Genomic DNA, 22,229 nt, shown 5'->3' with positions numbered 1-22,229 from the left:
GACCTGCCGCGATGATGATCTTCCTGCCACTGGGTGTGGACGGAGCGGAGCTGGACCGCCTGCCCCGCGTGTCCATCGGCATCGCCGTCGTGTGCGTCCTCGCGTTCGTCGCCACGTGGGTCATCCCCTCCGAGCCGCTGGGCGTGGGCGATGACGACGTGAATGAGCTGGCGAAGCAGTCGCTCGAGCACTCCGCGCTGGTGTTCCCCGCCGCCTGCTCCGAGCGCTTCCTGTCCGACCACGGCCGGAAGCTGATTGCGAAGCTGCGCGAGAAGGCGAAGGAGAACGACGACCCGTCCGTGGACGTGGCGAAGCGTCAGCAGCAGCTGGACGCGCGCTGCGATGAGCTGATGGTCAGGACCGACAGCGCGTCACTGCGGCGCTTCGCGCTGGTGCCCGCGCGCGGAATCGCCCAGCCCGGCTGGCTGACGTACATGTTCCTGCACCTCGGGTGGATGCACCTGCTGGGCAACATGCTCTTCTTCTACGTCGTGGGCCTCCTGCTCGAGGACGCCTGGGGACGGCCCCTCTTCGCGGCCTTCTACCTGGCGGGAGGCCTGGTGGCGGGCCTCGCCCACTTCGCGCTCGAGCCCTCGTCGCAGGGGGTGATGGTCGGCGCGTCCGGCGCCGTGGCCGCGTGCATGGGCGCGTTCTGCCTGCGCTTCGCGCAGCGCCGGGTCCGCGTGGGCTACTTCATCTGGATTCTGCGCATCTGGCGCGGAACCCTGCCCGTGCCCGGCTGGGCCTGGGCGGGCCTGTGGTTCGGCAACGAGGTGCTGAACTACCTCCTCTGGGGCAATGACACGGGCGTGGCGGTGATGGCCCACATCGGCGGCTTCGCCTTCGGCTTCGCGGGGGCCTCGCTGATGCGGGCCACGCGTCTGGAAGAGCGCGTGGTGGCGCCCGCGCTCGCGGCGGCGCAGGGAGGCTGGGTGGCGGACCCCCGCGTGGCGGACGCGCAGGCCGCGCTGGACAGGGGAGACCGGGACGAGGCGCGCGAGGGCTTCACGCGAGTGCTGTCCGGCCAGCCGGACCACACGGACTCGCTGCTGGCCCTGGGCCGCATGGACCTGGAGGACGGGAAGCTCCCGCTCGGCCTCACGCGGGTGGAGCGGGCGCTGAACCTGCTCGCTGGACGCGCCTCGGCCGAGGCCGTCTGGGGCTCACTGGAGCAGCTCGGCACGCTGCTCCCCCTGGAGCGGCTGCGCCCCGCCACCGCCTGGCGCGTGGCGCAGGCGCTGGAGGGAGAGGACGCTCCGCCCGCCGCCGCGCCCACGACGGAAGCGCTGTACGTCGTGGCCGGCACGGGCGCGGGCACTGTCGCCGTGCGGGCGCTCATCCGGGCCGCGGAATTGCGGCTGGCGCAACACAAGCATCCGGAGAAGGCGGGCGAGTACCTGGCCCGCGTGAAGACGCTGCTGACGGGAGACGCCGCCACGCTGGCCGAGCGCGTCCAGGCCCTGGAGCAGCAACTGGAGCGCTCGCTGGACGAGCGCGGCCGGCGCGGGGTGGAGCTGGGACAGCCCCTGCCCGCCATCGACGCGCCCTCCGCTCCGCCGCGCATCATCCCCTGCCGCATCCTCAGCCTGAGCGACAAGGCCCTGAGCCTGGAGTCCGCCAACGGCCAGCGCCGCACCCTCGCGGTGACGGAGGTGCTCGCGGTCGCCGTCGGCATGCTGCCCATCGCCGGTGCGCCGGGAGCGCCGCCCCGCCAGACGGTGCTCACCGACCTGGTGGTGTCCTGGGGCAGCGGCGCCGAGGGGCCGATGGTGCTGCGCATCAACGTCCCGGGCCTGTCGCTGCCGCAGCTCTACCCGGGCCTCCCGCAGCGCGACGCGTTCGCGAAGCTCATCACCGACCTGCTGGAGTACTCCAGCGCCACCGCGCTGCCGGACAGCACGTCGCTCAAGCAGGGCAAGTACCCGAGGTTCGCCAGCGAGGCGGAGCTGAGCCAGCAGTTCTATGGCGTGAGCGCCGCGGCGGCCTGACGCATCCTCACGCCGGACGCTCCTGCCGGAAGTCCCGCGGCCGGGGCCCGGCGCGCTCCGCCCGCGCCTCGTACAGCGCCAGCCCGCGCTGCACGTCCGCCAGGTCCAGGGTGCCCACCAGGCTCCCGTTCGCCGCCACCACGGCGAGGTGCGGCACCTCGTTCTCCGCCATGCGCCGCAGCGCGGTCCACCCGTCCTCCTCCATCTCCGCCACCAGCACCGGACGCATCAGCTCGCGCGTGGTGCGCGTGGCCCGCTCCGCCTCCGGCACCTGCTGCACGGGCTCCAGCCACACCCAGCCCACGGGCCGCCCGTCCTCCGTCACCGGCAGCACCAGCCGCCGCGCCTGCCGCAGCGCCCACATCGCCTCCCACAGCGACGACGACGCCTCCACGCCCGCCAGCCGCGGCGTCATCAGCGCCGACACCGGCACGCGCGCCAGCGTGGCCTTCATCCGCACCTGCCGCGCCTCGCCCTCCGCGCCCAGGTAGATGAACACCGCGATGACCATCATGAACGGGTTGAGGGTCAGCGCGCCCCCCAGGCCGAGCAGCACCGCGAAGCCCCGCCCCATCAGCGACGCCACCCGCGTCGCGCGCACCGCGCCCAGCCGCCCCGTCAGCGACGCGCGGACGATGCGCCCGCCGTCCATGGGGAACGCGGGCAGCAGGTTGAACGCGCCCAGGAAGAGGTTGAGGCTCGCCAGGTAGAAGCACGCGAACTGGAGGTTGAAGGAGCGCGTGCCCTGCAAGAGCCACGTCACGGCCCCGAAGATGGCCGCCAGCAGGAGGCTGGTGAGCGGCCCCACCAGCGCCATCAGCGCCTCATCCCTCGGGCGCGGCGGCGCCTCCGTCAGCTCCGACACGCCGCCCACCATCATCAGCGTAATCGAGCGCACCCGCCCGCCACGGGCCAGCGCGTAGACGGTGTGCGCCAGCTCGTGCACGAACACGGAGAAGAACAGGCCCACCGCCACCCCCAGCCCCCACCACGCAGGTGAGCCGAGCAACCGCTCCGGCGGCACCTCGGCCACTTCCGCCGCCCGGCGGAAGGCCCCGCCGAAGCTGAACGCCAGCAAGGGCAGGATGAGCAACAACGAGAAGTGGACGCGGATGGGAATGCCGCGGAACGCGCCCACCTGCAAAGAACCCCGAGCAGCGCGCATGGCGGACCTCCAGACTCGAAACGTCCGTCCCCCCATCGCGGTCCGCACGGGCCCGGGAGTTGCCCGTTCGGCCGCCCGCCTCCTGAGTGTCCGCTCCCGGGCGCTCGGGATGTCCTCCCGCGAGCACCGCCCAGACGCATGCACCCTCCTCCGTTCCGCCCTACGCGTACCCTGCGGGCCAGCCACGACGCCCGACCCGGGGTCGCGACCTACAGCTCGAGAGGCAGGCATGCGGAACCCCGTCGCGTATGCCCGGACGGCGTGGCGGATGGCCCGCGCGCTCCGGGACCCGGAGCAGCTCCAGGACATCCTCGAGCTGGCCGCGGTACTGGCCCCGCCCACCGCCATGCGCAGGCTGGTGGAGCGGCTGATGCAGCACGACTCCGCCGCCCAGGCCTTCGTCGAGCGCCCGCGCGTGGGCTTCCTCCACCTGGCCGCGCTGCGCGACCTCCCGGAAGGGACGCTGGGCCGCGCCTTCGCGGACCACCTGGTGGAGAACGGGTTGGACCCGGACGCCCTCCACGCCCTGGAGGCCCACACGGACGAGGAGTACGTGCGGGCCCACATGCTGGAGTCCCACGACGTCTGGCACGTCCTCACCGGCTTCCACACCGACGTGGCCGGCGAGCTGGGCATCCAGGCCTTCAGCCTCGCCCAGGTGGGCAGCCCCTTCGCGCTGGGCATCCTCGCCGGAGGGCTGGCCAACACCCTCCTCTACGCCTTCTCCGAGCGGGACGTGCGCATGCGCGCCATCGTCCGGGGGTGGCTGCTGGGCCGCCGCGCCCGCCTCCTCTTCGGCGCGCCCTGGCGCCGGATGTGGGAGCTGCCCCTTGCCGAGGTGCGGCAGCGTTATGGCCTGGACCTCGCGGGGGTGGACGCCGTGCTTCCGGGGAGCGCGTACCCCGGCCAATCGTGCTAGAGGGGCGCCCATGGACGAGACCTCCGAGAACCCCCTCCGCGCACGGCTCCAGCAGCTGGAGAAGCAGGCCGAGCTGGGCGGCGGTGCCGACCGCATCGCCAAACAGCACGAGGCCGGTAAGCTCACGGCCCGCGAGCGCATCGACCTGCTGCTCGACCCGGGCTCCTTCTGCGAGCTGGACAAGTTCGTCACCCACCGCTCGAGCGACTTCGGCATGGGCGACAAGAAGATTCCCGGCGACGGCGTCGTCACCGGCTACGGCACCGTGGAAGGCCGCAAGGTCTTCGTCTTCGCCCAGGACTTCACCGTCTTCGGCGGCTCGCTGTCCGGCGCCTATGCGCAGAAAATCTGCAAGATCATGGACATGGCCACCCGCGTGGGCGCGCCCGTCATCGGCCTGAATGACTCGGGCGGCGCGCGCATCCAGGAGGGCGTGGAGAGCCTCGCAGGCTACGCGGACATCTTCCTGCGCAACACGCTGGCGTCCGGCGTGGTGCCCCAGATTTCACTCATCATGGGCCCGTGCGCGGGCGGCGCGGTGTACTCGCCGGCGATTACGGACTTCATCATGATGGTGAAGGACACCTCCTACATGTTCATCACCGGCCCGGACGTCATCAAGACGGTGACGCACGAGGAGGTGACGAAGGAGGCGCTGGGCGGCGCGCTCACGCACAACCAGAAGTCCGGCGTGGCGCACTTCGCGGCGGAGAACGAGCAGGCCGCCATCGTCATGACGCGCGAGCTCCTGTCGTTCCTCCCCTCCAACAACCAGGAGAACCCGCCCGTCCAGCCGTGCGAGGACGACCCGTTCCGCGCCGAGGCGCTGCTCAAGGACATCGTCCCGAGCAACCCCAACAAGCCCTACGACATCAAGGAAGTCATCAAGGCCGTCGTCGACGACAAGCACTTCTTCGAGGTGCAGGACCAGTTCGCGAAGAACATCGTCGTCGGCTTCGCGCGCATGAATGGCCGCAGCGTGGGCGTCGTGGCCAACCAGCCCGCGGTGCTGGCCGGCGTGCTGGACATCGACGCGAGCGTGAAGGCCGCGCGCTTCGTGCGCTTCTGCGACTGCTTCAACATCCCGCTCATCACCTTCGTGGACGTGCCCGGCTTCCTGCCCGGCACCTCGCAGGAGTGGGGCGGCATCATCACCCACGGCGCCAAGCTGCTGTACGCCTACGCCGAGGCCACCGTCCCCAAGGTCACCATCATCACCCGCAAGGCCTACGGCGGCGCCTACGACGTGATGGCGTCCAAGCACATCCGCGCGGACATGAACTTCGCCTGGCCCACGGCCGAAATCGCCGTCATGGGCCCCGAGGGCGCGGTGAACATCATCTTCCGCAACGAGCTGCTCAAGGCCCCGGACGCCGCGGCGGAGCGGGCGAAGCTCACGGCCGAGTACCGGGAGAAGTTCGCCAACCCGTTCAAGGCGGCGGAGCTGGGCTACATCGACGAGGTCATCCGTCCGGAAGACACCCGCTCGCGGGTCATCCGCGCGCTGGAGATGCTGAAGGACAAGCGCCAGGAAAACCTGCCGCGTAAACACGGCAATATCCCGCTGTAGGGTGTTCCCTCGGCGGCAGGGCTGCCCTCCCCTGGCTGGAGGGCAGGCAGGCACGCGCCATCCTGGAAATTTGAGGGTGGCGCGCGGGCTTTCAGGTTGCCAGGAAAGGAACCCATTTTGTCCCACCGCCGACTCATCCTCTTTCTCTCCGACGTTGAAGGTAACCTCACCGCGCTGCGCCAGACGCTGAAGCGCGTATGTGAGGCGGTCGACCTGCCCACGCCTGAAGTGAAGTGGCTGGAGTCGCCGCCCGAGGGCCTTTCCGAGGCGGGCTGGCACGCCGCCGAGCTGGAGCTGCCCCCTGCCCCCGGCCGCAAGGCGCGCAAGTCCGAGCAGCCCTTCCTGGAGGAGCAGCTGGACGCGATGACGCAGGCCCTGGCGCAGGACTTCCGCGACAGGGCGCTGGGCATCTTCGTGGACCGGGAGCACAGCTACGCCCGCACGTGCGTCAGCGGCCCGGGCCGCCCCTCGAAGGCCGTGGAGGGTGAAGTGCTGGACGTCATGCGCCAGGCCGCGCGCTGGCTGGACGTCGAGACGGGCATCCTGGCGAAGCTGTTCGGCGGCGGCAACGCGGCGCGCAACCTGCTGGCCGCGGCGGTGGACTTCGGGAACGAGCCGGGCAAGCCGATGCCCCCTCCCGAGCCGGATGAGGATGACCGCTTCGTGGAGGCCAAGCTGGCGCAGGCCAAGGTCTACATGGAGCAGTACCTGACCCACCGGAAGTAGGGCCCGGTCTCCCACCCTTCCGGGCCGTACTCGCCCGGAAGGGGGAAGCCTTCCGCATTCACGTCACGGGTGCTGGCGCCGCGAGCGCCGCAGGAGCGCCGCTCCCGCGATGAGCATCAGCAAGCCCATGTCGGCGGAACCGGCGGGCACGCCGCAGCCACAGCCCAGCGCCTCGGGAGCCGGGACGCTCACGGGCGGCCGGGGGCCCGCGTCGGTCTGTTCTCCCGCGTCCGACTGTTCGCCCGCGTCGGGCTCTGTTCCGGCATCCGTGTCGGTACCGCCCGCGTCGGTCTGAGCGCCGGCATCGGACTGTTCGCCCGCGTCGGGCTCCGTTCCAGCATCCGCGTCGGTGCCGCCCGCGTCGGGCTGAGCGCCGGCATCGGACTGTTCGCCCGCGTCGGGCTCCGTTCCAGCATCCGCGTCGGCCGTCCCCGCGTCCTGCTCGGTGCCGGCGTCCTCGACACCCGTGCCCGCGTCGGGCGTGGGGATGCACTCGCCGGTCTGGCAGGTGCCGCCGGAGCAGGTGGTGCCGTCCTCGCGCGTGGGGTTCGAGCACACGCCCGTGGAGGAATTGCACGTCCCCTCCGCGTGGCAGGTGTCGCTCGCGGTGCAGACGACGGGGTCCGCGCCGGTGCAGGTGCCCGACTGGCACGAGTCGCTGCGGGTGCAGGCATTGCCGTCATCGCACGCGGTGCCGTTCTGCGCGGGCGGCGGTTCCGAGCACAGGCCCGTGGAGGGATTGCACGTCCCCGCGACGTGGCACGCGTCCCCCGCCGCGCAGAGCACTGGATTCGCACCGGTACACGCGCCGGACTGGCACGTGTCGCTCTGGGTGCAGGCGTTGCCGTCACTGCATGCCGTGCCATCCGGAGCGGGCGGCGGCGCGGAGCAGGCGCCCGTCCCCGGGTCGCAGGTTCCCGCCACATGACAGGCATCGCTTGCGGTGCACAGCACGGGATTCGCCCCCGTGCATGCGCCCGCCTGACAGGTATCGCTTTGCGTACAGGCATTGCCGTCACTGCACGCCGTGCCATCCGGAGCGAGCGGCGGTGCGGAGCAGGCGCCCGTCCCCGGGTCGCACGTCCCTGCAACGTGGCACGCATCCCCTGCCGTGCAGACCACCGGGTTCGCCCCCGTGCAGGCACCTGACTGGCATGTGTCGCTCTGGGTGCAGGCATTGCCGTCGTCGCACGCGGTGCCATTCGCCACGGGCTGCGGCGGAGAGCACACGCCGGACGTCGGGTCACAGACGCCCGCCTGCATGCAGGAATTCGGGGCCGTGCAGACAACAGGCTCCGCGCCATCGCAGCTCCCCGACTGGCACGCGTCGCGCTGCGTACACGCATTGCCGTCGTCACACGCAGTACCGTCCGGAGCCGACGTGGGCGCCGAGCACGTCCCGGTGGAAGGGTTGCAGCTCCCTGCGACGTGGCACGCATCGCCCGCCGTACACACGACCGGGTTCGCGCCAGCACATGCGCCCGACTGACACGTGTCACTTTGCGTGCAAGCGTCGCCGTCACTGCACGCCGTACCATCCGGTGCTGGCGTCGGCGCGGAGCAGGCGCCCGTCCCAGGGTCGCACGTCCCGGCGACGTGACACGCATCGCCCGCCGCGCACACCACCGGATTCGCACCCGTGCAGGTACCTGCCTGACACGTGTCGCGCTGCGTGCAAGCATCACCGTCACTGCATGCCGTCCCATCCGACGCGGGCGTCGGAGCAGAACAGGCGCCCGTCCCTGGATCGCACGTCCCCGCGACATGGCACGCGTCCCCTGCGGTGCAGACCACCGGGATGGCCCCGGTGCATGCGCCCGCCTGGCACGTGTCGCTCCGCGTGCACGCATTGCCGTCGCTGCACGTCGTGCCATTGGGAGCGGGCGTCGGCGCGGAACACGCGCCCGTCCCCGGGTCGCACGTCCCGGCGACGTGACACGCGTCCCCTGCGGTGCAGACCACCGGATTCGTGCCGGCACATGCACCGGACTGGCACGTGTCGCTCTGCGTACATGCATTGCCATCGTCACACGACGTGCCATCCGTGACAGGCACGGGCGCGGAGCAGACACCCGTCGATGCATTGCACACCCCGGACTGCATGCACGGATTCGGAGCGGTGCAGACGACAGGGTCGGCGCCCGCGCAGCTTCCCGCGCGACACGCATCGCTCTGCGTACAGGCGTTGCCGTCATCGCACGCGGTGCCATCGGGCGCATCGGTCGGCGCGGAGCATGTCCCGGTGGAAGGGTTGCAGCTTCCCGCGACGTGGCATGCATCGCCCGCCGTACACACCACCGGATTCGCACCGGTACAGGTGCCCGCCTGGCATGTGTCGCTCTGCGTGCACGCATCGCCGTCACTACAAGTCGTGCCATTGGGAGCGGGCGTCGGCGCGGAGCACGCGCCCGTCCCCGGGTCACATGTCCCCGCCACATGGCACGCATCCCCAGCCGTGCAGATCACCGGACTCTCCCCGGTACATGCACCCGCCTGGCACGTGTCGCTCTGCGTGCAGGCATTGCCATCATCGCAGGCAGTGCCATTCGCCACGGGCTGGGGCGGAGAGCACACGCCGGAAGCCGGGTCACAGACGCCCGCCTGCATGCACGGATTGGGAGCCTCGCAGACCACGGGGGCCGCACCGGCACACGCGCCGGACTGACAGGAGTCGGTCTGCGTGCACGCATTGCCGTCATCGCACGCGGTGCCATCCGGAGCCGGCGTCGGCGCTGAGCAGGTGCCTGTGGAGGGATTGCATGTGCCTGCGACGTGGCAGGCATCGCCCGCGGTGCAGACCACCGGGTTCGAGCCGATACAGGTGCCCGACTGGCAGGAATCGCTCTGCGTGCAGGCGTTATCGTCCCTGCACGCCGTGCCGTCCGGAGCAGGAAGCGGTGCGGAGCACGCGCCCGTCGTAGGGTCGCACGTCCCAGCGACATGGCACGCATCGCCCGCGGTGCAGACCACCGGATTCGCACCGGTACACATGCCTGCCTCACACGCATCGCTCTGGGTGCACGCATTGCCATCGTCACATGACGTGCCGTCCGTGACAGGCACGGGTGCGGAGCAGACACCCGTCGTCGCATTGCACACGCCGGGCTGCATGCACGGATTCGGAGCGGTGCAGACGACGGGCTCTGCGCCCGTGCACGCACCTGCCCGGCACGCATCGCTCTGCGTACACGCATTGCCATCGTCGCACGCGGTGCCATCGGGCGCATCGGTCGGCGCCGAACACGTCCCCGTGGAGGGATTGCAGGCGCCCGCCACATGGCACGCATCGCCCGCCGTACACACCACCGGGTCCGCACCGATGCAGCTCCCCGCCCGACAGGTATCGCTCTGGGTACAGGCATCGCCATCACTGCACGCGGTGCCCTCCGGAGCATCGGTGGGCGCCGAGCATGTTCCAGTGGAAGGGTTGCAGCTTCCCGCGACGTGGCACGCATCGCCCGCCGTACACACGACCGGACTCGCGCCAGTACACGCACCTGACTGGCACGTGTCGCTCTGCGTACACGCGTTACCGTCGTCGCACGTGGTGCCATCCGCCACCGGCTGGGGCGGAGGGCACACGCCGGAAGTCGGGTCACACACTCCCGCCTGCATGCACGGATTTGGCGCCGTACAGACGACAGGCTCCGCTCCCGCGCAACTCCCCGACTGGCACGCGTCACTCTGCGTGCACGCGCTGCCGTCATCACACGCCGTGCCATCCGGCGCCAGCGCATCCGCGGGGCAGGCGCTGGACGTTCCGCCACACGCCTCCGCCGCATCGCATGCGTTCACCGCGGGACGGCACTCCACGCCCGCCGCGACGAAGCCATCCTCCGGGCACTCCAGGTTGACACCGTCGCACGTCTCCACCGTGTCGCACGTGCCTCGCGAGGCCCGGCACACCTTCGCGGTGCTCGCCGTGACAGGGCCGCACATGCCATCCACCACGCCGCTCGCCGCCGCGGCACAGGCCTGACAGTCATCCGTCTGGCCCCCGCCGCAGGCACTGTTGCAGCACACCCCATCCGTGCAGAAGCCGCTGGCGCACTGCGTGCCGTCCGTGCAGAGCGTGCCATTCGACGGGTCCGACACCAGCCGCATCTTCACGCGCAGCTGCCGGCTTCCGCTGTTGCTCGCATAGGCGACGAGCGCCCGCCCCGGCCCCCAGGAAGCCGCGTCCACCGAATTGCCCGTGGAGATGTCGAACGTGGCCGGTTCCAACGGCACGCCCCCGGGCGAGACCCACCGGCCCTGGACCTGGTACGGCCCGGCCCGGAGCTCATTCCAGACCAGCAGGTAGTTCCTCCCATCGAACGTCAGGGCAGGAAGGTTCTGCTCGCCCGACGCCGCCTGGAGGGCGAGCCCCGCCGGGTCGAGCACCGCCCCATCCGAGCCCCGCACCCGCGTGCCATAGATGTCGTTACTACTGGTGCTGTTGTTGCTATTGCGTGCGTCCGTCCACACCACCAGGAACTGCGCGCCGTCGAACGCCACCCTGGGGGAAAACTGCCTGAGCGTCGCCTTCGACAGCGGCACCCCGGTGCTCACGTCATCGAGCACCACACCATCCGAGGCCCGCACCCGCGCGCCGTAGATATCCAACCCCGACGCCCCGAATTCGTCCCGCCGGTCGGTCCAGGCCACCAGGAAGCTGCCGGCCCCGTACGCGGCCCATGGCGCTTCCTGGACACGGGCCCCCTTCGACACGGCGAAGCCCCCCGGCTCCATGACCTTGCCGTCCGAGGCGCGAATCCGCGTGGCCTGGATGTCATCCCCACTGGTTGCCGCGCTGGACCACGTCACCAGGTAGTACCCCTCGCCGTAGCTCACCGACCCCACCCGCTGGTCCCCGAACGCCTCCGAGAGCGTCACCGGCGCGCTGTCCAGAACCTGCCCATCCGAGCCCCGGACCCGGATGCAGTACAGCTCGTAGGCCCGTTTCGGGACGTTGTAGGAGCTCCACACCACCAGGAAGTCGCGCCCATCGGAGCCCACGCGCAGAAGCCCCTCGTCCCTGGGGGTGGTGGCCAGCGGGATGGCGGTGGCGTCCAGGACCATTCCATCCGACGCACGCACGCGGACCCCGTAGATGTCCGAGAGTCTTCCAGCGTTGCGCAGGTCCCTCCAGGCCACGAAATAGACGCCCCCGCCCTGCGTCACCGCAGGCGAGTCCTCGACGTTGACGTCGGTGGACACCAGCACCGCCGTCGAATCGAGCCCTGTCCCATCCGAGCCCCGCACCCGCGCGGCCTGGATGTCGTAATCGCTCGGCCCCCCGTCCTCCCACGCCACCAGGTAGTCACTCCCGTCGGTGGCCACCGTGGGCGCTCGCTCCCTGTCCGCGGAGGTGGCGGCGGCGCTGAACGGCTGGGCCGCGCGGACCGTCCCGTCGCTGCCCACCCATGCGCTGTAGATGTCGTAGACCATGTTCCCCGTGGTGTGCTGCCACACCACCAGCGAGCCATTCTGGTTGGACGCCACCGCCACGGCGCCCTGCGAGCCCGGGCCCGTGGCGATGGCGATGCCGTCCGGCTCGAGCACCGCCCCATCCGTCCCGCGCACCCGGGCCGCATGGACGTCATAGGTGCTGGAGTCCGCGGAGACGCGCGCGTCCTCCCACACCACCAGGAACTGCGTTCCGTCGAAGGTGACGGCGGCGGACCGCTGGACGCGTGGCGCCACGGAGATGGCGAAGCCGCCGGTGTCCAGCACCGCCCGGTCCGAGGCCCGCACCCGGGCCCCGTAGATGTCGGACTCCGCCCCGGCGCGCGCGTCGTCCCAGACCACCAGGTACCGGGTCCCATCGAAGGCCACCTCGGGGGCGCCCTGGGCGCCCGGTTGCGCGCAGATGGGAATGCCCGAACCGTCGAGCGCCACGCCATCCGACGCACGCACCCGCCCCGCGTAGATGTCGGAGAGCGTCCCGGAGCTGCGGGTGTCGCTCCAGACCACGAAGTAGTTCGTTCCATCGAACGTCACCGACGAACTCACCGCGGACGCGGGCGAGGCAGCGACTGTCTTTCCGAAGCGGTCCAGCACCTGACCGTCCGACGCACGCACCCGGACGCTGTAGAGCCCCCCCCCGGGGCTTTCCGTAAAGACGACCAGGAACTCGCTCCCATTGGACGCCACCGCCGGGGAGAGCTGGTCCCTCGACCCCACGGAGATGGTGATGCTCCCCACGTCCAGCATCACGCCGTCCGAGGCGCGCACGCGCGCGGCGAGGATGTCGTAGCCGTTGAGGGTGTCGTAGTGCATCCACGCCACCAGGTAGACGCCCCCGCCGAAGGCCACCGCCGGAGAGTGGTCGCTGCTCGAGGTGGGGAGCGGAATCGGGACATCCACCCCCATCTCCGGAGAAACAATCGGGTCCAGCACCGCCGGCCACGCCGCGCCGTCCAGCACCGCCGCCGGCACCCGAATCACCAGCTCGCCGCCGTCGCGGACGGTCTCCACCGCCGTCCGCGTGCCCGCCGCGTCCACCCACGTCGCCCGGCCGTACCGCACGCCCAGCCGCGTCGCCGGGTCCACGTAGTGGTGCCCCTGCTCCGTCTTCCCGGCGTACTCCAGCCCGCCCAGGGCCACGCGCACCTCCAGGTCCCCCTGCCCCTCCGGCCGCGCCGCCAGCTCCCAGCGCTGCTCCAGGCCCTCGTCACCGGTGTGAAGCACCTCCACCACCGGCCCCCGCGCCAGCGCGAGCGAGCCATCCTCCCGCACGGCCACGGACGGACCCTCCAGCAATGAGCGGCCTCCGCGAGAGGCGGAGACGGTGCGCACCTTCAGCGGCGCTCCCGTGACGGCCTGCGTCGAGGCGCGCTCCTGCTTCCGGGCCCCGCGCTCTCCCGACGCCGGCTCCTTCCAGTGGAGGGGCTCGAAGCGGGCGGCGCCATCCAGCCCCACCCGGACCCGCCAGGTGTCCTGGCTGGCGGTGAAGCTGCCCTTGTCGGCACGGAAGGTCCGCCCCGCCTGGCGCATCACCGCCCCCACGTCGAAGGGCGCTGACACCGAAGGGGCCGCCTCCGGCGCGGGAGGCTCCACCGGCTGCTGGCAGGCGGCCAGGCCCACCCACACGGAGAGCAGGGCCCCGCCACCCAGCGTGAGGAGCCAGGAAGGAAACACGGACGATGCGCGCAAGGTGGACTTCCCCCTCTAGGGACAAGGGCTCGCAACCTATCGCATCTGCCCGATACCCAACGAGACACCCGGGGTGGACCCGGGCAGTCACGCGTCACCCGGGGGCCACCATCCAACCCGGGCAAACCGGGTCGCCCCCTGCTAGAGGGGCGACCATGCCCAAGATCCGCAAAGTGCTCGTCGCCAACCGCGGCGAGATCGCCATCCGGGTGATGCGCACCTGCAAGGAACTCGGCATCGCCACCGCGGCGGTGTACTCGGAGGCGGACCGCTCCGCCCTTCACGTCCGCACTGCGGACCAGGCGTACTTCGTGGGGCCCCCGCCCTCGCGTGAGAGCTACCTGGTCCAGCAGCGCATCATCGACGCCGCGAAGCAGGCCGGCGCGGATGCCATCCACCCCGGCTACGGCTTCCTCTCCGAGAACGCCTCCTTCGTCCGCGCCTGCGAGGCCGCCGGCATCACCTTCATCGGCCCGCCGGCCTCCGCCATGGACGCCATGGGCGAGAAGACCCGCGCCCGCGCGAACATGATCAAGGCCGGCGTGCCCGTGGTGCCCGGCTCCACCGAGCCCTTCGCCTCGCTGGAAGAGGCGCGCGCCTACGCGGAGAAGATTGGCTGCCCCGTCATGCTCAAGGCCGCGGGCGGTGGCGGTGGCAAGGGCATGCGCAAGGTGGAGCGCATCGCGGACTTCGACTCCTCGTGGCGCGCCGCCAAGAGCGAGGCGATGAACGCCTTCGGCAACGACGCCGTCTACATCGAGAAGTACCTGGAGAAGCCACACCACGTGGAGATCCAGGTGTTCGCCGACCAGCACGGCAACACCATCCACCTCAACGAGCGCGAGTGCTCGGCGCAGCGCCGGCACCAGAAGGTGGTGGAGGAGACGCCCAGCCCCATCCTCACGCCGGAGATGCGCGCGAAGATGGGCGAGGTCGCGGTGAAGGCGGCCAAGGCCGTCAACTACGTGGGCGCCGGGACGGTGGAGTTCCTCGTCGACGTGCACCGCAACTTCTACTTCCTGGAGATGAACACCCGCCTCCAGGTGGAGCACCCGGTGACGGAGTGGGTGACGGGGCTGGACCTCGTCGCGCTGCAGATTCGCGCCGCCGAGGGCGAGAAGCTCCCGCTCACCGCCGCCCCCGAGCCGCGCGGACACTCGATTGAAGTGCGCGTGTACGCGGAGGACCCGTCGCGCAACTTCATGCCCAGCCCCGGGAAGATTACGTACCTGCGCGTGCCGGGCGGCCCCAACGTGCGCGACGACTCGGGCGTGTTCCCCGGGTACACGGTGCCCAACTTCTACGACCCGATGATTTCCAAGCTGTCCGTGTGGGCTCCCACGCGGCGCGAGGCGATTGCCCGGACGCAGCGCGCGCTGTCCGAGTACGTGGTGAAGGGCATCACCACCAACATCCGCTACCTGAAGGCGATTCTCGCGCACCCCGAGTTCATCGGCGGCGACTACGACACCAGCTTCCTCACCCGCGAGCACGACACGCTGCTGGGCGTGGAGGACGCGAAGCTGAGCGAGATGGCGCTGTTGGCCAGCACGGTGCACGCGTACCAGCGAGACCAGAAGCGCGCGAAGTCGCTGCCCGCCGCGAGCGGCCAGGGCGGCGGCAATGGTGGCGTCTCCCCGTGGAAGCTGGCGCTGCGCCGCCGGTAGTCCCTTCCCCTTCGAGCTTTGGAAAAGACCTCCATGCGTTACTTCACGAAGCAGCAGGGCCAGAAGGAAGCCGTGCCGGTGGACCTGGAGCCACTGGGCAATGACCAGTACAAGGTGACGGTCAACGGCAAGACGTACCAGGTGGACGCGCTCATGCTGGAGCACGGCACCATGACCATGCTGGTGGACGGCCAGTCCTACGGCGTCGAGTTCGAGGAGAACGGCGACGAGGTGGGCGTCCTCCTGCGCGGGCAGGTGACCCGCTTCGACGTGGCGGACGAGCGCCGCCTGCGCCTGCGCGCGGCCACCGCGGGCTTCTCCGTGGAGGGCAAGCAGCTCGTCACCGCGCCCATGCCCGGCAAGGTGGTGAAGGTGCTGGTGAAGGTGGGCGACGAGGTGAAGGAGGGCCAGGGGCTGGTGGTGGTGGAGGCGATGAAGATGGAGAACGAGCTCAAGAGCCCCAAGGCCGGCAAGGTGACGGAGCTGTTCGCCAAGGAAGGCACCGCCGTGGAGAACAACGCGAAGCTGGTGGTGGTGGAGTAGGCGCCTCCTTCGCGCGAAGTAGAGTGCGGGCCATGAGCCGTCGCCTCCTGGCCCTCTCTTCGCTGTTGCTGCTCGCTGCGGGCTGCCGCCACGCGAACCTGCCGGACCTCCCCGCCAGCCATGGCGCGCTGTCCATGGCGATGGACCGCTACGCGCACGACCGTGCGTCGTCCTACGACAACTACACCCCCACGCCGGCCAGCCTCTTCGAGGAAGAGCCCCAGGTCATCGTGGAGCCGGACCAGGCGCTGGCCGTCTTCACGGAAGCCATCGGCACGTTGAGCGGAAGCCCCACGGAGCAGCAGGTGCGGCTGGCCGCGGATGACCTCAAGGCCGCGTGCCTGTCCGGCCTGCCGGAAGCCTGTGCCTTCCTGCGTGAGCGCTTCGAGCCCCCCAGGAAGCTCAACGGTGCGGTGCCTGACTTTCCCAGGGAAGTGCTTCAACGGCAGATCTTCACCGTGGGCGCGCTCCGCTGCCGGCTGGGCGTGAACGGAATGCTCCGGGACTGCAAGGTCCTCGAGAGCGGCGCCGAGGGCGTCGCGGAGTCCCTGCTCGAGTTCACCACCCGGGGGAAGTTCCAACCCGCGACCCTGGCGGGCCACCCCATCGACCTCCCCTACACCTTCCAGGTGCAGTTCGCGCCCGCGAGGACGGATGCGCCCATGGGAAAGATGCTCCTCCCGGAGAAGCAGCTCGAGTGGGCCCGGGCGCGGGCGGCGCACTCCCCCGAAAGTCCCCTGGCGTGGGGGAACCTGGCGGTCCAGCTCGCGAAGCGGGCGCCCGAGGACCGCTGGTATCGCGAGGCGCTGAACCACTTCCAGGAGCTCGCGCCAGCATCCTGGTGGGCGGCCAATGAGGTGGCCTGGCTCCATGTACGGGAAGGCCGGTACGCGGACGCCGCTCCGCTCGTGAAGCGGGCACGCGCCATCGAGTCCGACAATCCGTACATCCTGGAGACGTTCGCGGCGGTGATGGCCGGGACGAACCAGTGCGAGCAGGCCGTGCACGAGCAGCGCCGCGCGGTGGAGAAGCTGCCGGCGGACTGGCCCGCCCCGGAGCGCGAGCGCTTCACGCGGGCGCTGGAGGACTACCAGCGCGGGTGCCCGAAGGCGGACGCCACGCCCGCGTCGGAGCCCCCGCGCTGAGGCCTCGCTGGAAGCACGCGTTGCTCGGCGGCTCCGGCCTCACGCCCACAGCTGCGCGGCCAGCGTGTCCACCAGGGCCGCGGCCACCTCCGGCGCGGGCATGCCGGCCTCGGTGACGAGCGCCTCATCGAGCGGCGCGGCCACCTCCGCGCGCAGCTTCTCCACCGCCTCCCGCCGCGCGGCGAGCAGGGCCTCGCGCTCGGAGGCGGAGAGCCGCTCCCACGCCCAGCCGTCGATGGCCCAGGACAGCTCGGCGTGCCGCGTCTCGTCGGCTGCGATGCGCGCCATGGCGCCACGCACCTCCGCGTCGCGCGCGTGCAGGGCCTGGTGGTGCGCCACCAGCGCGCCGAACGTCTCGCGCACGCAGCCCTCCACCGCGTTGTCCAGCGCCACCTCGAACAGCGAGCGCAGCGGCAGCGCCTCCACCTCGGGCCGCCGGGGCGTGCCACCGAAGCGGTGGGCCAGCCGCGTGCTGACGTCGGTGTGCAGCACCTCCTCCATCGCGCTCTTCAGCGCCGCATCCCGCAGCGCGACGTCCGCGCCGTGCAGCTCCAGCTCCTCGCGCAGCCGCAGGAAGGCGTTGATGGAAGCCGCCTCCAGGTGCGCCACCACCGCGAAGTGCTGCCCCAGCGCGTCCGAGCAGGCCACCGGGTCCGCGCCGCGCAGGCCCACGGGCCGCCGGCCGATGGAGCAACCCGGGTCCCCCCGCTCGAGGACCTCACTGCTCACCTCCCGCACCGAACCATCAGGCGACACCTCCAGCACGAAGCGCGTCACCGCCGTGCCCTTTCCGCAGGCGAAGCCCGTGGTGCCGATGACGCTGAAGCGCCCGTCGGGCTCCGCCCTCACCGCGCCGCGCGCCAGCTTCTCGCAGGACAAGTCGTAGCCCTCGGCGAAGGCGAGCAGCGCGGCCTCCTGCGTCGTGTCGATGGTGCCCAGCAGGGCGCGGAGCGACTCCAGTGAGGCGTGGGCCTTCACCTCGTCGCCCCGCGTCGTCGCGACGTAGAACGCGGAGCACAGGTCCAGGCAGGACGTATTGAAGCCCGTCTCCGAGGTGAGGTTGGCCAGGGCCGACGTACAGGCCGGCACGTTGGAAGCCGTCGCGCAGGGCGTCCCCGAGGAGCTCAGCACCGCCTCGCGATGCTCGTCCGAGCCGGGATTGGACCCGATGCCGCGCAGCTGCACGACGTCCACCGGCGTCGCGAGCGACAGCCCGCTCACCGCGAGCGAGCCCTCCTCGCACATGGGCGAGGAGTAGCCCGTCAGGTCCAGGTCGTCCCCATCACACCCGGCGAGCACCAGCGGCGTGACGAGCGAGGCGCGCAGGGCGCGGGAGAAGAGTCGGCGCAGCGACATCGGGGTCATGGACGGGCTCCAGCAGGCGGAGTGAGGCCTCCCGTTAGAGCAACACGGATGCCAGGGCCCCTTCCCGGGAGGAGCAGGCACCGGGCGGCACGGCGCCTGTGACGGGGGAGGCGCTCCGGCTCAGATTTCTGAAGCCCACGGCGAGCCGCTCGGCTGCCTGCCCTCGTGGCCGCCGATATCCACTGCCCAACCGCGATTCCCGGCTCGCGATGACATGAATGCGCATTCATGGTTCGGTCCGGACACGTGAGCAACGCAGGGTCCACCGGGATGCATGAGTCCTCCGAAGAGGAGCTGAGGCAGCTGCGGCTCCGCCAGTTCCTCCAGTGGATGTTCCCCGTCGCGGTGGGCTTCCTGGGGGTCTACGCCATCTTCGCCTTCGCACTGCGCAGCCCGGCGCTCGCGGGAGGGGCGGTGGCGGTGGGCCTCTACACGGCGGCGCTCGCCTGGGCCCGCCGGCTGGCCCTCCACGGGCGGACGGCGCGGGCCGCGTGGGTGACGGGCCATGCGCTGCTGGTGATGGTCGTCCTCGGGGCGCTGTTCGTGCACTTCCTGTTCGCCGCGCTGCTGCTGATGCCCATCGCCGGGGTGGCGCTGGTGCTGCCGTACCTGGAGCGCCCCGCGCTCGGCCGGTACATGTTCGCCGCCCTGGGCGTGGACGCGTGGGTGACGGTGGTGGACGGCCTGCTGCCGCCGCTCGTCGAGCAGCCTCCGCTGGTCCTCCAGCGGTGGGTGCTCGTCCTGGCGGTGGTGGCGTGCGTGGCCCTGACGCTGCGAATCCTGTGGGTGGACTCCGCGCGGCTGCTCCAGAGCCTGGGGCTCGCCGAGAAGGCGGTGGCCACGCGGGACGAGTTCCTCTTGGTGGCCAGCCACGAGCTGAGGACGCCGCTCACCCCGCTCGGGCTCCGGCTTCAATTGCTCCGGCGCGAGCTGTCCCTGCCGCCGCCCCACTCCTCCCCCGAGCGAGCCGGGCTCCACCTGGACGTGGCCCAGAGGCAGGTGAAGAAGCTGGTGGAGTTGGTGGACGACCTGCTGGACGTGTCACGCATCTCCGCCGGCCGGCTGGAGCTGCACCCCGCGCGGATGGACCTGACGCAAGGGGTCCGCGAGGCCGTCCGGCGCTTCGAGCCCGAGGCGCTGCGCGCCGGGTGCGCGCTCACGCTGGAGGTGGACGAGGCCCTCATGGGACGGGTGGACCCGCTCCGGTTCGAGCAGGTGCTCGACAACCTGCTGTCCAACGCCCTGAAGTACGGCGCGGGCAAGCCCGTCCACGTGCGGCTGGAGCGGCGGGACGGGCGGGCGCGGCTGACCGTGCGGGACGAGGGGCTGGGCATCGCCCCCGAGGCGCTCGAGCGCATCTTCGACCGCTTCGAGCGGGCCGTGTCCGGGCGCCACTTCGGCGGCCTGGGCCTGGGGCTCTACATCGTCCGGAGGATTGTCTCCGCGAGCGGCGGCACCATCTCCGCGGCCAGCGTGCCGGGCCAGGGCGCGACGTTCACCGTCGAGCTACCGCTGAGCGCGGACGCCTCCCTTGTTCCGTTGGTGAGCGGCGGGCGGTAAGGTCCGCCCCGCGCTCGTCGACTCACGCGCCCCCGAGGTCACCGCATGGAGATGCTCTGCACCCTTCGCAGCGCCACGGAGGCGCAGCGCAACGCCCTGCTCCAGGCGCCCCAGAGCCTGGAGGCCTTCCTCGACGACGAGGAGGACTTCGGCGATTCGAAGGGCGCGGCCTTCGTGGAGCTGGACATCGGCGAGGCGTGGCACGGCCTCCAGTACCTGCTCACCGGCACGCCCTGGGAAGGCGCCGCGCCGCTGGACTTCCTGGTGCGCGGTGGCGAGGACGTGGGGGACATTCCCTCGGACGAGGGCACCGCGCGCATCTTCACGCCCGCGCAGGTGAAGGCGCTCGCCCAGGCGCTCGCGAAGGCGCCCGAGTCCACGCTGCGCCGCCGGTATGACCCGGTGGAGATGCAGGCCCAGGACATCTACCCCGGCACCTGGGACGAGCCCGAGGAGGACGTGGACCCGCTGGAGGAGCTGATCTCCTACTTCGAGGAGCTTCAGAAGTTCGTGGCCACGGTGGCGAAGCGCGAGGACGCGCTGCTGGTGCACATCGGCTGAAGGGGCTCGAGTCAGCCCATCATCACGTCGCGCCCCAGCTTCAGCACCAGCGCCAGCACCACACCGAGCACCACCCTGCGCACCAGCTTGTCGCCGCCCTTCACCGCGAGGTGCGCGCCGATATACGCGCCGGAGAACTGGGCCGCGGCCATGGGCAGCGCCACCTTCCACAGCACCACGCCCTTGAGGGCGAACATCGTCATGGAGGCGAGGTTGGAGGCGAAGTTCACCACCTTCGCGTCCGCGGACGCGCGCGCCAGGCCGTGGCCCAACAGCGTGGAGAAGGCCACGATGAGGAAGGTGCCGGTGCCCGGCCCGAAGAAGCCGTCATAGGTGCCCAGGCCCAGCGCGATGAGCGCGCCAATCGCCTGCGCGCGAGGGCGTGGCCCGGGCTCGGGCGCGTCGCCGGGGCGCGGGGCCTTGCGGAAGGTGAGGAACACCGCCACCGCGATGAGCAGCACCAGCACCAGCGGCTTGAGCACCTCCGGCTTCACCAGCAGCACCAGCGCGGCACCCGCGAGGGCGCCCGCGAGGCCGAAGGGGAACGTCACCCGCGCCAGCTTCCCGTCCACCAGCCCGGCGCGGGAGAAGCGCACCAGCGCGGCGAAGGTGCCGAAGACGGACTGGCCCTTGTTGGTGCCCAGCGCCACGTGAGGTGGAAGGCCGGCGGCCAGCAGCGCGGGCAGGGTGATGAGGCCGCCGCCCCCGGCGATGGCGTCCACGAGGCCCGCCGTCATCGCGGCGACACAGAGCAGGATGATGTGCAGCGTGCTGACGTCCACGTCCACCGGGGCCTACCTCCGCGTGGGAGGGCGCCTGGGTACCACGCCCCGCCCGCGCCGTCGCGGCCGCCCGCTTCTTGCGTCCCCGCGCGCCTTGGGCGTCAATGGCCGGGCCGCACCGCTTCTCCCCCGCCCGAGGTCCCCCGTGCTCGCTTCCCTCGTCACCGTGCTGGCGCTCACGCTCGCCTCGGCTCCGCCGTCGCAGGACCCATCCGCGGCCACCTGCCGCTCCATCGACGGTCGGGTGTCCTGCGGCTATGGGTGCAAGTCGGACGGACAGCGGGTGCGGTGCGCGCAGACGCCGCAGGGCCGCTGCCAGGTGGTGGACGGACAGGCCGTGTGCTTCGACCCGCCGGCCTACGTGCTGAAGGCGTACGGCGACTCGCTGCCGGCACACGAGTGCAAGAGCATCGATGGCATGGTGGCGTGCGGCTACAACTGCGCGACGCAGCCGGGGAAGGTGAAGTGCGCGAAGTCTCCGGCGGGCGTGTGCAAGGGCCGCAGCGGCGACGTGGAGTGCTTCGACCCTCCGGCCATCGTCTTCGCCGTGTACGGCCGCGAGACGCCCCAGGCGGACTGCCGCAGCAACGGGATGCAACTGACGTGCGGCTATGGCTGTGTGAATGCGCCGGAAGGGGTGCGCTGCGCCCGGACGCCCGCGGGCGTGTGCAAGCTGGCCAGCGGCCGCATCACCTGCTTCGACCCGCCCGCCGCGGCGCTGTGCGCCTGGAAGCGCTCGCTGCCCGCGCCCGAGTGCAAGAACAGCGAGACGGGGCCGGTGTGCGGGTATGGGTGCACGACGGCGTTCTCGAAGGCGGCGTGCGCGGCCACGCCCGCGGGGCTGTGCAAGGTGTTCGACACCGAGGTGTTCTGCTTCGACCCGCCCGCCGAGCAGCAGGCGGATGCGGCATGTCTCGCCGCGTTGGGACTGGCGGCGCTGGACGGCGCGACGCCCTGACGCGGAGTACGGGCGTGACGCCCGGCCGTATGCTTTGAGTCGAGGGAGGACGGCGGTAGGGTTCTCCTTTCCCTTTTCTGAACACCAACGGAGTCGAGCAGCGCATGGCCGAGGGTGAGGTCCGGCAGTACTGGGTTCGCAAC

The 22,229-nt window shown here is 71.2% G+C and carries 14 protein-coding genes; 10 read left to right on the top strand and 4 right to left on the bottom strand.

Going from position 1 to position 22,229, the window contains the following annotated elements:
- The first annotated feature begins 11 nt into the window (after positions 1 to 11).
- A complete protein-coding gene (locus G4D86_RS06700; RefSeq protein WP_163990664.1) occupies positions 12 to 1,988 on the top strand; it encodes a rhomboid family intramembrane serine protease in 1,977 nt (658 codons plus the stop codon).
- A gap of 7 nt (positions 1,989 to 1,995) precedes the next feature.
- Here G4D86_RS06700 and G4D86_RS06695 read toward each other — a convergent pair whose 3' ends face one another.
- The gene (locus tag G4D86_RS06695; protein ID WP_163990654.1) at positions 1,996 to 3,153 is read right to left on the bottom strand and encodes a site-2 protease family protein; all 1,158 of its coding nucleotides are present in this window, start codon (positions 3,151 to 3,153) and stop codon (positions 1,996 to 1,998) included.
- Between the two features lie 229 nt (positions 3,154 to 3,382).
- Between G4D86_RS06695 and G4D86_RS06690 the strand changes: the two genes are divergently transcribed.
- The 3 genes from G4D86_RS06690 to G4D86_RS06680 all read left to right on the top strand — a co-directional run bounded on the left by G4D86_RS06690 (position 3,383) and on the right by G4D86_RS06680 (position 6,368).
- Positions 3,383 to 4,072 carry a Coq4 family protein gene (locus tag G4D86_RS06690; protein ID WP_205519477.1) on the top strand — a complete coding sequence of 230 codons (690 nt, stop codon included), beginning with the start codon at positions 3,383 to 3,385 and terminating at the stop codon, positions 4,070 to 4,072.
- A gap of 10 nt (positions 4,073 to 4,082) precedes the next feature.
- Positions 4,083 to 5,642, top strand: coding sequence for an acyl-CoA carboxylase subunit beta (locus G4D86_RS06685; RefSeq protein ID WP_163990643.1), 1,560 nt, complete (start codon positions 4,083 to 4,085; stop codon positions 5,640 to 5,642).
- Between the two features lie 117 nt (positions 5,643 to 5,759).
- Complete coding sequence (locus G4D86_RS06680) at positions 5,760 to 6,368, top strand: hypothetical protein (protein WP_163990641.1); 609 nt, start codon at positions 5,760 to 5,762, stop codon at positions 6,366 to 6,368.
- A gap of 63 nt (positions 6,369 to 6,431) precedes the next feature.
- Here G4D86_RS06680 and G4D86_RS06675 read toward each other — a convergent pair whose 3' ends face one another.
- Entirely contained in the window at positions 6,432 to 13,505 is a 7,074-nt protein-coding gene (locus G4D86_RS06675) for a hypothetical protein (protein WP_163990639.1), read from the bottom strand.
- Positions 13,506 to 13,660: 155 nt separating this feature from the next.
- Between G4D86_RS06675 and G4D86_RS06670 the strand changes: the two genes are divergently transcribed.
- From G4D86_RS06670 to G4D86_RS06660, 3 genes are read left to right on the top strand one after another with little or no spacing between them, the layout of a single operon-like run.
- Complete coding sequence (locus G4D86_RS06670; RefSeq protein ID WP_163990637.1) at positions 13,661 to 15,172, top strand: acetyl-CoA carboxylase biotin carboxylase subunit; 1,512 nt, start codon at positions 13,661 to 13,663, stop codon at positions 15,170 to 15,172.
- Positions 15,173 to 15,205: 33 nt separating this feature from the next.
- Positions 15,206 to 15,715, top strand: a complete 510-nt coding sequence (locus G4D86_RS53720) for a biotin/lipoyl-containing protein (RefSeq protein ID WP_163990634.1) — start codon at positions 15,206 to 15,208, stop codon at positions 15,713 to 15,715.
- 32 nt (positions 15,716 to 15,747) lie between these two features.
- Positions 15,748 to 16,860: a hypothetical protein gene (locus G4D86_RS06660; RefSeq protein WP_163990632.1), complete on the top strand. Its 1,113-nt coding sequence runs from the start codon at positions 15,748 to 15,750 to the stop codon at positions 16,858 to 16,860.
- A 39-nt stretch (positions 16,861 to 16,899) separates the two neighbouring features.
- Here G4D86_RS06660 and G4D86_RS06655 read toward each other — a convergent pair whose 3' ends face one another.
- Complete coding sequence (locus G4D86_RS06655; protein ID WP_163990630.1) at positions 16,900 to 18,225, bottom strand: ferritin-like domain-containing protein; 1,326 nt, start codon at positions 18,223 to 18,225, stop codon at positions 16,900 to 16,902.
- Between the two features lie 270 nt (positions 18,226 to 18,495).
- Here G4D86_RS06655 and G4D86_RS06650 point away from each other — a divergent pair, with 270 nt between their 5' ends.
- Both G4D86_RS06650 and G4D86_RS06645 read left to right on the top strand, forming a co-directional pair.
- On the top strand, positions 18,496 to 19,785 hold the full coding sequence (locus tag G4D86_RS06650) for a sensor histidine kinase (RefSeq protein ID WP_163990628.1): 1,290 nt from the start codon (positions 18,496 to 18,498) through the stop codon (positions 19,783 to 19,785).
- Between the two features lie 45 nt (positions 19,786 to 19,830).
- The gene (locus G4D86_RS06645) at positions 19,831 to 20,346 is read left to right on the top strand and encodes a YfbM family protein (protein ID WP_163990626.1); all 516 of its coding nucleotides are present in this window, start codon (positions 19,831 to 19,833) and stop codon (positions 20,344 to 20,346) included.
- 11 nt (positions 20,347 to 20,357) lie between these two features.
- Here the strand turns inward: G4D86_RS06645 and G4D86_RS06640 are convergent, their stop codons facing one another.
- The gene (locus G4D86_RS06640) at positions 20,358 to 21,134 is read right to left on the bottom strand and encodes a TSUP family transporter (protein WP_163990624.1); all 777 of its coding nucleotides are present in this window, start codon (positions 21,132 to 21,134) and stop codon (positions 20,358 to 20,360) included.
- Between the two features lie 139 nt (positions 21,135 to 21,273).
- On the opposite strand from G4D86_RS06640, the gene G4D86_RS06635 reads away from it, so the two are divergent.
- A complete protein-coding gene (locus G4D86_RS06635) occupies positions 21,274 to 22,086 on the top strand; it encodes a hypothetical protein (RefSeq protein WP_163990622.1) in 813 nt (270 codons plus the stop codon).
- The last annotated feature ends 143 nt before the right edge of the window (positions 22,087 to 22,229 follow it).

This window comes from Pyxidicoccus caerfyrddinensis, assembly GCF_010894405.1.
GTDB classification, from domain to species: domain Bacteria; phylum Myxococcota; class Myxococcia; order Myxococcales; family Myxococcaceae; genus Myxococcus; species Myxococcus caerfyrddinensis.
Note: the sequence above shows the minus strand (reverse complement) of the source record. Positions and strands in the feature narration are given on the sequence as shown.